This window comes from Vibrio sp. SSH13-20, assembly GCF_040104475.1.
Lineage (GTDB): Bacteria > Pseudomonadota > Gammaproteobacteria > Enterobacterales > Vibrionaceae > Vibrio > Vibrio harveyi.
On record NZ_JBECOU010000008.1, the window covers coordinates 25,846 to 38,364 of the forward strand.

A 12,519-nucleotide genomic window follows, 5' to 3' on the forward strand; every position below is an offset into this window, starting at 1 on the left:
CTTACTTCAGCTTTTTCAGTTCTTCATTGAGCATTGGCAAATCCAGTTTTTGCTCAGCTGCACATTGTTTTGCGATGTCGTATCCTGCATCAGCGTGACGCATAACCCCCGTTGCTGGGTCATTATGTAGAACACGTGCAATGCGCTCCGACGCGTCATCACTGCCGTCACAACAAATCACCATGCCAGAGTGTTGTGAGAAGCCCATACCTACGCCACCACCATGGTGAAGAGATACCCATGTCGCACCCCCTGCGGTATTCAGCAATGCGTTTAGTAGTGGCCAGTCTGAAACGGCGTCTGAGCCATCCATCATGCCTTCGGTTTCACGGTTCGGGCTTGCTACAGACCCTGAGTCTAGATGGTCACGACCAATGACGACAGGGGCTTTGAGCTCACCGTTCTTCACCATTTCATTAAAGGCTTGACCTAAACGTTCTCGATCTTTTAAACCAACCCAGCAGATACGTGCTGGTAGACCTTGGAACTGAATGCGTTCGCGTGCCATGTCTAGCCAGTTATGTAGATGTGGGTTATCCGGGATCAGCTCTTTCACTTTTTGGTCGGTTTTGTAGATGTCCTCTGGGTCTCCAGATAATGCTGCCCAGCGGAACGGTCCGATGCCTTCACAGAATAACGGGCGAATGTAAGCTGGTACAAAGCCAGGGAAGTCAAACGCGTTCTCAATGCCTTCTTCTAAAGCCATTTGACGGATGTTATTTCCGTAATCAAGCGTTGCAGCGCCTCGGTTTTGAAGCTCCAACATAGCTTTCACTTGAATCGCCATCGACTGTTTGGCTGCTTTAACTACGCTCGCTTCATCTTGTAAACGCATGTCTGCAGCATGTGGCATGCTCCAACCTTGAGGTAAGTAACCATTCAATGGATCGTGCGCAGAGGTTTGGTCTGTTACTACGTCTGGTGTGATGTTACGTTCTACAAGCTCTGGGAAGATATCTGCTGCATTGCCCAGTAGACCAACTGAAATTGGTGCGTCAGATTCTTTGATCATCGCTAGTGCCTCATCCAAAGACGTTGCTTTTTTGTCAACATAACCGGTACGTAGGCGGTAATCGATGCGTGATTCGTCACACTCGACCGCAATCATGGAAAAGCCAGCCATGGTGCCAGCAAGAGGTTGAGCACCACCCATGCCACCAAGGCCCCCAGTTAAGATCCAGCGACCTTTGGCATCACCCTTAAAGTGCTTTCTCGCCACAGACACAAAGGTTTCATAAGTACCTTGAACAATGCCTTGTGAGCCAATGTAAATCCAGCTGCCTGCGGTCATTTGACCGTACATCATCAAGCCTTCTTTATCGAGCTCATTGAAGTGTTCCCAATTCGCCCAATGTGGCACTAAGTTTGAGTTCGCAATCAGCACGCGCGGCGCGTTTTTATGCGTCGGAAAAACGCCGACAGGTTTGCCTGATTGGACGAGTAAAGTTTGGTCATCGTCGAGTCTTTCTAACACTTCAACAATCTTATCGAAGCATTCCCAATTTCGTGCTGCTCGACCAATGCCACCATAAACGACAAGCGAGTGAGGGTGCTCGGCTACATCTGGATCAAGGTTGTTCATCAGCATACGAAGTGGCGCTTCCGTCAGCCAAGATTTGGCGCGCAGTTGTGTACCGTGTGGAGCACGAATTGTTCTGCTTGTATCAAGTCGTGGATCTTGTCCCTGGCGCTGTGTCATTTTAAGACTCCTTTAGTTTCACGTTTATATCCAAGTCTCTGCTTGGCTACTTCTCCTCAAATAACTAGGCATGAGAACCGACCATTATTCGAGTTAAGTGTTATTGAATTCGGTTATTTGGGTTTATGGTCTTTCTCTGCCATGGCATTGGCAATATCCCAGCACAGGCGTGCTGCCAATCGAGCCGTTTGGCTATCGACGTCATAAGTGGGGTTGTACTCTGCAATGTCTGCCAACATGAGTTTGTTCTTGTAATGCAGTATTCGATCGAGAAACGGTGCAAGGATGTCGTAGCTCACGCCTCTCGCTGCTGGCGCGCTTACCCCAGGTGCAGTTGCCGCTGGAAATACGTCCAAATCAATCGTCAGATAGAGATAATCACAGTCATCGATAAAGTGCTGGAGCTGGGTTAAATGATAGCTGTGGTTCATGTAACAAAGCTGATTATCCTCCACGTACCAGACGTTGAGTTGATCTGCTTTTTGAAAAAGAGCCTGAGTATTGCTGCTGCGGCTGACACCTATGCAGGCGTAATGAAATGCCCAATCGTTACGCTGACAAAAATGATGGATCTGATTGAATGGTGTACCAGAACTTGGCTTTACCTCTGCAATGGGGCTTTCAAAAGCGCGTAAGTCAAAGTGTGCATCGAAATTGATGATACCGATTTTTGGCTGCTTATCTGGGTGATGGGTTTTGAAGTATTTGGCCAATCCAGAAAATGAAGCCCACGCAATTTCGTGCCCTCCACCCAAGACGACGACAGGGCTATAGGGTAGGACTTGAGCAATAGTATGCGCGCACAGATTCTGACTTGACTCTAGTAAATCGTCTTCACAAACGACGGTTCCTATATCGTAAAGTGGCGCGTCCTGATGCCATGCAAGATTGGCTAAGGCACGACGGATTAAATCTGGTGACTTCTTCGCACCAATGCGACCTTTGTTACGCGCCACACCTGCGTCGGTAGCAAAGCCAAGTATTGAAACGCCTTCGCTTACATGTGGTAGTTCTTCGGCGGAGATATTTTTGATCACGTGGTGGACACGCTTTCCTTGTTCTCCATCTTCGGCATCGTGACGACCTTGCCAGTGAAAGGGTGGGTGATTTACATCGGATTGAGACATTTTAATGCCCTCCGTGGGAAACGTATTCACCATTCACTATACGACCTACTAAGCGTTTTGCACCGACTTGATAGCTGAGGTCTGCTGGATGCTCGATATCCCAGATGGAGAAATCGGCGTCACAGCCAATATCAATGACGCCACGAGATTCTCCGTAACCCAATGCTTTTGCAGCGTTTTGCGTAACACCACGCAATGCCTCTTGTGGTGTTAAACGGAAAAGTGTGCATGCCATGTTCATCATCAAGGTTAAATCAGCAAACGGGGATGTTCCTGGGTTGATGTCTGTTGCAATCGCCATTGGAACCTTGTGTTCTCTGAGTAAATCAATCGGTGGTAATTGGGTTTCACGTAGGAAGTAATACGCGCCGGGAAGCAGCGTCGCAACCGTTGGAGAGCTGGCTAAAGCTATTACGCCTTGTTCATCTAGGTATTCGATGTGATCGGCAGACAGACCATTGTATTGAGCGGTTAAAGCGGTACCGCCAAGCATAGAAAGCTGCTCAGTATGCCCTTTCACTCTTAACCCGTGTTGGGTAGCCGATTGAAAGACGCGTTCGGTTTGCTCTAAGTTAAAGCCTATCGATTCGCAAAACACATCGACGCTGGTGGCGAGATTTTCTTGAGCGACAAGAGGAATAATGTCGTCACAAATATGCTGAATATAGTCGTCAGCGCAATCTTTATATTCTGGAGGAAGCGCATGAGCAGCGAGTAAGGTGGTTGTGATCTTAACCTTACGTTCATGTTCCAAGGCTTTGGCTGCACGTAGCATTTTTATTTCATCATCCAGAGTTAATCCATAACCGGATTTGACTTCAATCGACGTGAGGCCGCTTGCAATCAAACCGTCAAGGCGTGGCAAAGCGAGCTCAATTAGTTGTTCTTTAGTTGCGGTTCGTGTGGCATAAACGGTAGAGAGAATACCGCCGCCTTGCTTGGCGATTGTTTCGTAAGGCACATCATTGAGGCGCATTTCAAATTCGTTGGCTCGATTACCCGCGTATACGAGGTGGGTGTGGCAATCTATTAACCCTGGCAGTAACAACCTGTTTTGAAGGTCAAGCGTTTGTTCGTAATGATCTGGATTCAGAATGGATTCGGTTTGTGCACTGTCTTTGCCTTTTTCTGTGGTACTGATGGCAACGATTTTTCCCGAACGAATGCCAACGCGGGCAGGAGGAGAAGGCAGGTAACCATGTTCTCCTTCTTGCATCGTGACTAAACGGGCGTTCTCAATCAACAGATCCATTCTTGTCGTTCCTTTCAATTCGTATTCTTTAAATGTATATACAAATAAATAGGAGAAAAAAGCATCACTGACAAGGCTAATGTTGCGGAAATGTGATCGAAACGAAGAAGTAACGTCCAGTTTATAACAGGATCTTAGAGCTTAATTTGTACTTGTTACCAGGGTGATACAGAAGGGCTGTACTGACCAGTTTATCTTGGCTCCAAGTCCGGCGATTGAGGAGTAAGCACGGTTCATTGGCTTGCATTTTCAGGTCTTGCTTAACGCGTCCATCCGGTATAATCGCTTCGACCGTATGCTCTATGGCGCTCAGTGGACAATTGTCTGATAGGTATTGGTTTGGCGTCTTACAAGTGAAGTCTTGTTGTAGATAATTTGGCGCATATTGGCTGTTGACCCAACGCAATTCAAGTTGAATCGGGTTGTTATCTTCAAAGTGTATGATTTCACTATAAAATACTGTTGTGCCTAACATCACGCCAAGCTTGGTTGCAATAGCGTCATCGGCTTTTATAGCGATTTGTTGTAACACTGCGCTGCGGTGTTCTCGTCCGCGATTACTGATTTCATCGGCAATATTGCGAATGTCTAAAAGGGGCGATTCTGATTTCTCCGCCGGATCACAAACAAAAGTCCCAAGGCGAGGGCGACGTTGCAGTTTCCCCTCGTTGACTAAGTCCCGAATGGCTTTGTTGACGGTCATTCGACTCACACCAAACTGCTCAGTCAACTCGATCTCTGTCGCAATACGATGCCCAACTATCCACTCTCCCGAGTCAATTTTATCGAGGATGAATTGCTTGATTTGCATGTAGAGTGGCGCAGACATAAAGATTTCCTTTTAATTGACTATACAAATAGTGCGTAATCTATGGACAAATTGCAAACAAACATACCTATTTTTTGCAGTGATAAAAGGAATTAGTCCGCATTCTTGTCGTCTATTACTTGCAGGAGTTTCTGCAGTTGTGTAAACAGAGACTTATCAAAACAATGAAAATAGACAGTCACAAAGGAATCGCATGTTTAAAAAACTCAAAGCGTCGCTTGGGATCGGCTCAGCTAAAGTCGATACGATCTTAGATGAAATGAGCGTGTACCAAGGGGCAACACTGCGCGGTCATGTTCAAATCAAAGGTGGTGACGTAGAGCAACAAATTGATGCTATTACCATCAAGCTCAATACCGAAATGAAAGTGGAAGTGGATGACAGTATCAGTTACCAAACTTTCACGATAGACCAACTTAAAGCGGTCGAACCGTTTGTCATTCAACCGAATGAAGAAAAACAAGTGCCATTCGAGCTCAAACTTCATGACGAAACACCAATCACAGCTGTGAGTGCACAGAAAAATCAATGCCATGTTTGGGTAGAAACTACGCTAGATATTGGCTTTGCGATTGACCCGCGTGATAGAGATTACATCGAGGTTAAGCCGTTACCAGTCGCTTCGCGTGTAATCCAAGCCATCGAACAAGCGGGTTTTACTATGGTGAAAGCGGATGTCGAGAAAGGCTTCTTGCGTGGCAATACGTTCTCTTCACGCTCGGGTATCTATCAAGAACTGGAATTTCGTAATAACGGTTTTGTGTCAACTAAAGAGATCGAACTCTCATTTATCCTAGATGGTGGGATTATTCACTGTTTAGCAGAGATCGACCGTTCATTTAGTATGTCAGGCGATCAATACCGTTCTTTCTCGTTACCGATTGGAGCTTCTGATTCAGAAGTTGCGGCAGCAGTTGCGCCGACATTGAATCTGTAAACATCTAACTTTCCGTTTCTGGAACGAATAGGTACCGATATCCAAAAGTGAAGGCGATATCGGTACTGTTATCCATGTTTCTCGCATTCTCAATCGCCATGATTTCAATGGCAGAGTTCTCCATCAAATAGCGATAACCAATAACAAACTCATTCGATGCGTCAGCAAACTCGCTTGGACCTTCAGTGGAGCCCTGATACCAATGATATTCAAGGATAAAGTGGTGATTGTTGCTTAACGCATAACGATATCCGCCAGCAAGCGCTGCCGTGTTGTGCCGGTATGGGAAGTCAACAAGCGCTCGATCACTATTTCGAAACGTCATCCCCGCCATGGAATAGAATACATTGGCTGCATTGAGTCGGTAGCTGTAGTTAATTTGTACTCCTTGCTCAAAACTGCTTCCTTTAAAGGAGCCGTGAGCGACATCGTTATAGTAGAGACTACCACCGACAGATAAACCATGATGTTCATTTTGTATTATTTGGTATTGGATATACGTTGAGAGGTTGTTTGCCAGTGTTTCACCTTCAAAATCCTCTATTAAAATGTCGTACTCGGGCATCGACATATAAAAGCGGTTCTTGTCGACTTCATCTCGCCCATTTTGTCCGATACCAAATAGGTCGTGAAAGCTTTCGGTCAGTCCATCTAAATGGTTGTCTGCAGCAAAGACCCAACGATAGTTCAGTTCCCATTGCCACTGGTCATTGATTTGCCATTTTCCACCGAGTTCAAGTTGGTTGTGATAGTAATCGAGAGAATAATCGCTTGTGTGAGCCCAGACACTTGCGATGGTGCCCGAACCATATGCTTCAACGTAGCCGGAGGGAAGACTATACCCAGAGCGAAGTACGTTAGTATGACTGACCACTTGTATTGGAGATTGCGCATAAGAGCGCAGTGGACCATACAAATCGGATGCGCTGAACGCTGGGGTACTTAGAAACAAGGCGCAACTCAAAAGAGTAGGTTGCCATCTTAAATCCATCATGATGAAAGCCTAAAATGAGATTACTCAATAAATTAACTATAGTGTCTTCATGTTTTGAATGCTGTTCAATTGCAATAATTATACAATTTGGGCTTAGTGTTGAATTGGTAGTAATGAAGTTTAGATGACATTTTGAAATCGCTCTTTGCATTCTAAATGTGAGCTAGGTACAATCCTCGTTCTGATGAAGGTCCGGTATTCGTGTTACCGAGCGACCGTCATCAACTTTCGAAATATCTTCTAATTTGAATAACATGTGTTGCTTGGTGTGCAACACCACTGTAAAGGACATAGCATGCCTATTATTACTCTTCCTGACGGCAGTCAGCGTCAATTTGACAACCCAGTTTCTACTATGGAAGTTGCGCAATCGATCGGTCCTGGTCTTGCAAAAGCAACTATCGCTGGTCGTGTAAATGGTAACCGCGTAGATGCGTGTGACCTAATTGAAGAAGACGCAAGCCTAGAGATCATCACAGTTAAAGATGAAGTGGACGGTCTAGAAATCGTTCGTCACTCTTGTGCTCACCTTCTTGGTCACGCTCTTAAGCAGCTTTACCCTCAAGCTAAAATGGCGATTGGTCCAACAATCGACAACGGCTTCTACTACGACATCGACCTAGACGAGTCTCTAACGCAAGACGATCTTGAAAAGATTGAAAAGCGTATGAAAGAGCTAGCGAAAACCAAGTACGAAGTGGTTAAGAAAAAAGTAAGCTGGCAGGAAGCACGTGATACGTTTGAATCACGTGAAGAACCATACAAAGTGGAAATCCTAGACGAAAACGTATCTCGTGATGATCGTCCAGGTCTTTACCACCATGAAGAATACATCGACATGTGTCGTGGTCCACACGTACCTAACATGAGCTTCTGTCAACATTTCACACTATTAAATGTGGCAGGCGCATACTGGCGTGGTAACAGCGACAACAAAATGCTTCAACGTATCTACGGTACAGCTTTCCACGATAAGAAAGCTCTGAAAGCGCACCTAACTCGCCTAGAAGAAGCGGCGAAGCGCGACCACCGTAAGATTGGTAAGCAACTAGACCTATTCCACATGCAGCAAGAAGCGCCGGGTATGGTGTTCTGGCATCACAATGGTTGGTCTATCTTCCGTGATCTAGAAGTATTCATTCGCGCTAAGCTAGATGAGTACGGTTACCAAGAAGTAAAAGGTCCGCTAATGATGGACCGCGTTCTTTGGGAACGCTCTGGTCACTGGGACAAATACGCTGATGCGATGTTCACAACTTCTTCTGAAAACCGTGAATACGCGATTAAGCCAATGAACTGTCCAGGTCACGTACAGATCTTTAACCAAGGTCTAAAATCGTACCGTGACCTACCGCTACGTATGGCTGAGTTCGGCTCATGTCACCGTAACGAACCATCTGGTGCACTACACGGTATTATGCGTGTACGTGGCTTTACTCAGGATGACGCTCACATTTTCTGTACTGAGAGCCAAATTCAAGAAGAAGTAACAAACTGTATCAAGATGGTGTACGATACGTACCAAACATTTGGTTTCGACAACATCGTAGTGAAACTGTCTACTCGTCCAGAAAAACGTGTAGGTTCAGACGAAATCTGGGATCAATCTGAAGAAGCATTGAAACAATCTCTTGAATCGATGGAAATCCCATACGAAATTCAAGAAGGTGAGGGTGCGTTCTACGGTCCTAAGATTGAATTCACGCTATACGACTGTCTAGACCGTGCGTGGCAGTGTGGTACTGTTCAGTTAGACTTCAACCTACCAGGTCGCCTAGGTGCAACTTACGTAGGTGAAAACAATGAACGTCTTGTACCGGTAATGATTCACCGTGCAATTCTAGGTTCACTAGAGCGTTTCATTGGTATCCTTATCGAAGAATATGCTGGTTTCTTCCCAACTTGGTTGGCGCCAGAACAGGCAATTCTTATGAACATTACTGATAAACAGTCAGATTATGTTCAGGAAGTAGTACAAAAACTACAAAAAAGTGGAATTAGAGCTAAAGCGGACTTGAGAAATGAGAAGATTGGCTTTAAAATCCGCGAACACACTTTGAAGCGTGTACCGTATATGCTTGTTGTCGGTGACCAAGAGATGGAAGCAGGCGAAATCGCAGTACGTACTCGTAAAGGTAAAGATCTCGGTAAATTTAAAGTGGATGACTTTATCGCATACATCCAAGACGAGATCTCTAGCCGTAAGCTCAATCTGGAGGAATAAGCTATTAAAGGCGGAAGACGCGGCCAACAGCCGGTAAAACAAAACCCACACCGTATGAACGGTGAAATTCGTGGCGTTCGTGAAGTTCGACTAACTGGCGCTGACGGTGAATCAGTTGGTGTTGTATCGATTCAAGAAGCGATCGCAGCTGCTGAAGAAGCAGGCATGGATCTTGTGGAGATCAGTCCTAACGCTGAGCCGCCAGTCTGTCGTGTTATGGACTACGGCAAATTCCTCTTTGAAAAGAGCAAATCTGCTAAAGAGCAGAAGAAAAAGCAAAAACAGGTTCAGATTAAGGAAGTAAAATTCCGTCCTGGAACTGATATTGGAGACTATCAGGTAAAACTACGCAACCTGACGCGTTTCCTTGAAGAAGGCAACAAAGTGAAGGTAACAATTCGCTTCCGTGGCCGAGAAATGGCACACCAAGACATCGGTGTTGACGTTCTTCATCGCTTGAAAGAAGACACTGTAGACTTTGCTGTAGTGGAATCTTTCCCAAGTAAGATCGAAGGTCGTCAGATGATCATGGTTCTTGCCCCTAAAAAGAAGTAATTAACGGCTCATCAAGTAATTAAGACCTAGCCGCCTTTTCCTTCTAATAAAAGGTATAGCGGCTGGGTTTTGTTCGCCCTAATTACGTTGTTTATTAAACCTACTCAATGCGGAGTTATTCATCATGCCTAAGATGAAAACCAACAAAGGTGCTGCTAAGCGTTTTAAGAAAACTGCTGGTGGTATTAAGTACAAGCACGCTACAAAACGTCACATCCTGACTAAGCGTACTACTAAGAACAAGCGTCAACTACGTCCAAACTCAATCCTTCCTCGTTGTGAAGTGGCTGCAGTTGTTCGTATGATGCCATACGCTTAATTCTTTTTAGTTATCAATCGTTTAGTTTAGGAGAAGCATAATGCCTCGCGTAAAACGTGGTGTACAAGCTCGTGCACGTCATAAGAAAGTTCTAAAACAAGCTAAAGGTTACTACGGTGCACGTTCACGTGTTTACCGCGTAGCTTTCCAAGCAGTTACTAAAGCTGGTCAATACGCTTACCGTGACCGTCGCGCTAAGAAACGTCAATTCCGTCAACTATGGATTGCACGTATCAACGCGGCATCTCGTCAAAATGGTCTATCTTACAGCCGTTTCATCAACGGTCTTAAGAAAGCATCTATCGAGATCGACCGTAAGATCCTAGCGGACATCGCAGTATTCGACAAAGCAGCATTTGCTGTTCTAGTTGAAAAAGCGAAAGCTGCTCTTTAATTAGCAGTTTAGGATTAAGAGAAGGAGAGCATTAGCTCTCCTTTTTTATTGCTTTTTGTTTTGTTATCCGTAAGTTTTCTCACTTCTCACTTCTCACTTCTCACTTCTCACTTCTCACTTCTCACTTCTCACTTCTCACTTCTCACTTCTCACTTCTCACTTCTCACTTCCATCTCAGTGCTTGCTAAATCATTTTGTTATTAATCTGTGGTAGGGTTTATCGGCATAACGAGCAAAAGAGCTAGGAAAGACACCAAGGCGCAGCCGTTAGAGGACATCATTAAGCGAACTATGGTGTTGCTCCACGACTAGAAAGAGCAACTGAACAAACGAAAACTTAACCGCTAGGGAAGGAATATATGGTTCAACGAATCAGTTATGAATTTTTGCCACAGGTTTCAGGTCCTTATGTTCATGCTACTAGACACTGTGAGACCTTATATGTTTCAGGGTTGACTGCGTTAGGCTCTTCGAGCCAAGCTGAGGGGCTAGTAGATCAAACTAAGACAGTTTTATCTTATCTATCGCAAATACTGGCTGAAGAGCAACGAGAGAAGCGTGATCTGGTGAAGTTGACGGTGTTTATTACTGATATGAGTCAACTCGCGGCGATTCGTTCAGTACTATTTGATTTCTATGAGGGCTACTTGCCGGCGTGTTCGCTGGTGGAAGTAAGTGCCTTGATCCATGCTGATTTGGCAATAGAAATAGAGGCAGTAATCTCAAGCGAGGCGTTGTAATAAGAGGTAGGGATGAAAATAAATCGATTAGACCATTTGGTTTTAACAGTAAAAGACATAGCAACCACGGTGGATTTTTATGAGCGAGTGCTTGGTATGGAAAGCATCACCTTTGGTGAGGGGCGTGTTGCACTTGTGTATGGAAGGCAGAAGATCAATTTGCATCAGCTTGGCAATGAATTTGAACCTAAGGCAAGTCAAGTAGCTTCTGGGAGTGCTGATTTATGTTTTGTATGTGATACGCCAATTGCAAATGTGCTCTCCCATTTAGACTCCCATTCTGTCGAGGTTATTGATGGCCCTGTTCAACGGACAGGTGCAATTGGTAACATCCTATCGGTTTACATTAGAGACCCAGATGGTAACTTAATTGAGTTATCTAATTATCTTGCTGAGGTATAACATGATTTATTCAACAACCGAGACGATTCCAGGGCGTGAAATTGCGGAGATAAAAGGGGTCGTGACGGGCAATGTGGTTCAGTCAAAGCACATTGGGCGTGATTTCATGGCTGGCTTAAAAAGTATTGTTGGTGGTGAGATTCGTGGCTACACCGAAATGATGACTGAAGCCCGAAATATCGCTATTCAACGAATGGTAGAGGATGCCGCGAACCTAGGAGCAGATGCTGTTGTCGGTATTCGTTTTACCACCAGTTCGATTGTGGACGGTTCATCAGAAATTCTTGCCTTTGGTACGGCAGTAAAGCTCGTTTAATAAAGAATGATGTTGCACAGCGTGTTGCAAACTTATGTGCAATAAAGATGAAATCGTTAGAGGTAGCTCGTTTCCCCATTTTTAACTAAGCGTCAATGGCTGTTTTTATCTCATAATTCGCCTCCTAAAAAAGGAGGCGAATTTATGCGTGATACAGTTTTAAATAATGCAATTGTGACGTTCTGCGTGTGCTTACTGGTAGCGACGCTAGCAGCTAAAGGTAATTTACTCGTGACCATGTTGTCTTTTCCTATCGACTTCTTAGGTCTACTTGTTCTTTTATTCTTGTCATTATTTGTATCTTGGAGTGCTGTCGGGCATTTGAATGAAGGGCAATGGAAAGAATCTATTCTGTTGTATCTGATGTTGTATTACCTTGCTTTTGGTATTTTTTCAGACGGGAATACAGAGGGCTGGTCTCATTCAGTTGGCGTTGTCGGTAAACTTAAAATGACCCTGATCTACATCGCAAACTCAATAACGAGTATCTATGTTCCATTCATCATCGTTGGGATTTCTATTATCCATTTACGTTTTTTGCGCTCCCATATAGTTGACACTGAACAGAATGTGGCAGAGAAAGTTCAGCCTTAAGAAATAGAACTATTTTGTTGCATATATATGCAGTTTTTTGGCGTGTGCGTTTTAATGTGATTATTCTAAAAATGAACGTCTTTCAAAGTCGAAAGTATTCGAGTAGTTTCCATAAATCAGCATGAAATGCGACGGGC

Annotated in this window: 14 protein-coding genes; 9 read left to right on the plus strand and 5 right to left on the minus strand. The window is 44.7% G+C overall.

Going from position 1 to position 12,519, the window contains the following annotated elements; all coding sequences use genetic code 11:
* Position 1 precedes the first annotated feature (1 nt).
* The 4 genes from hutU to hutC all read right to left on the minus strand — a co-directional run bounded on the left by hutU (position 2) and on the right by hutC (position 4,907).
* Complete coding sequence (gene hutU, locus ABMY42_RS20865) at positions 2–1,699, minus strand: urocanate hydratase (RefSeq protein ID WP_349266738.1); 1,698 nt, start codon at positions 1,697–1,699, stop codon at positions 2–4.
* Between the two features lie 113 nt (positions 1,700–1,812).
* Entirely contained in the window at positions 1,813–2,826 is a 1,014-nt protein-coding gene (gene hutG / locus ABMY42_RS20870) for a formimidoylglutamase (protein ID WP_349266739.1), read from the minus strand.
* Between the two features lies 1 nt (position 2,827).
* Positions 2,828–4,078, minus strand: coding sequence for an imidazolonepropionase (gene hutI / locus ABMY42_RS20875; protein ID WP_349266740.1), 1,251 nt, complete (start codon positions 4,076–4,078; stop codon positions 2,828–2,830).
* Positions 4,079–4,199: 121 nt separating this feature from the next.
* On the minus strand, positions 4,200–4,907 hold the full coding sequence (hutC, locus tag ABMY42_RS20880) for a histidine utilization repressor (protein WP_005445599.1): 708 nt from the start codon (positions 4,905–4,907) through the stop codon (positions 4,200–4,202).
* A gap of 193 nt (positions 4,908–5,100) precedes the next feature.
* Here hutC and ABMY42_RS20885 point away from each other — a divergent pair, with 193 nt between their 5' ends.
* Positions 5,101–5,844 carry a sporulation protein gene (locus ABMY42_RS20885; protein WP_009697351.1) on the plus strand — a complete coding sequence of 248 codons (744 nt, stop codon included), beginning with the start codon at positions 5,101–5,103 and terminating at the stop codon, positions 5,842–5,844.
* 4 nt (positions 5,845–5,848) lie between these two features.
* Here the strand turns inward: ABMY42_RS20885 and ABMY42_RS20890 are convergent, their stop codons facing one another.
* The gene (locus ABMY42_RS20890; protein ID WP_038897611.1) at positions 5,849–6,838 is read right to left on the minus strand and encodes a DUF3187 family protein; all 990 of its coding nucleotides are present in this window, start codon (positions 6,836–6,838) and stop codon (positions 5,849–5,851) included.
* A 295-nt stretch (positions 6,839–7,133) separates the two neighbouring features.
* Here ABMY42_RS20890 and thrS point away from each other — a divergent pair, with 295 nt between their 5' ends.
* From thrS to ABMY42_RS20930, 8 genes are all read left to right on the plus strand, one after another.
* A complete protein-coding gene (gene thrS, locus ABMY42_RS20895) occupies positions 7,134–9,062 on the plus strand; it encodes a threonine--tRNA ligase (RefSeq protein ID WP_005445593.1) in 1,929 nt (642 codons plus the stop codon).
* 3 nt (positions 9,063–9,065) lie between these two features.
* Positions 9,066–9,617, plus strand: a complete 552-nt coding sequence (gene infC, locus ABMY42_RS20900) for a translation initiation factor IF-3 (RefSeq protein WP_074050532.1) — start codon at positions 9,066–9,068, stop codon at positions 9,615–9,617.
* Between the two features lie 124 nt (positions 9,618–9,741).
* Positions 9,742–9,936, plus strand: coding sequence for a 50S ribosomal protein L35 (rpmI, locus tag ABMY42_RS20905; RefSeq protein WP_005445589.1), 195 nt, complete (start codon positions 9,742–9,744; stop codon positions 9,934–9,936).
* 40 nt (positions 9,937–9,976) lie between these two features.
* Positions 9,977–10,330, plus strand: coding sequence for a 50S ribosomal protein L20 (gene rplT, locus ABMY42_RS20910; protein WP_004727974.1), 354 nt, complete (start codon positions 9,977–9,979; stop codon positions 10,328–10,330).
* Between the two features lie 359 nt (positions 10,331–10,689).
* Entirely contained in the window at positions 10,690–11,070 is a 381-nt protein-coding gene (locus tag ABMY42_RS20915) for a RidA family protein (protein WP_017190336.1), read from the plus strand.
* A gap of 12 nt (positions 11,071–11,082) precedes the next feature.
* Positions 11,083–11,472, plus strand: a complete 390-nt coding sequence (locus ABMY42_RS20920; protein ID WP_009697353.1) for a VOC family protein — start codon at positions 11,083–11,085, stop codon at positions 11,470–11,472.
* 1 nt (position 11,473) lies between these two features.
* The gene (locus tag ABMY42_RS20925) at positions 11,474–11,788 is read left to right on the plus strand and encodes a heavy metal-binding domain-containing protein (protein WP_005443150.1); all 315 of its coding nucleotides are present in this window, start codon (positions 11,474–11,476) and stop codon (positions 11,786–11,788) included.
* Between the two features lie 144 nt (positions 11,789–11,932).
* Positions 11,933–12,382, plus strand: coding sequence for a hypothetical protein (locus ABMY42_RS20930; protein WP_050907392.1), 450 nt, complete (start codon positions 11,933–11,935; stop codon positions 12,380–12,382).
* Positions 12,383–12,519 lie beyond the last annotated feature (137 nt).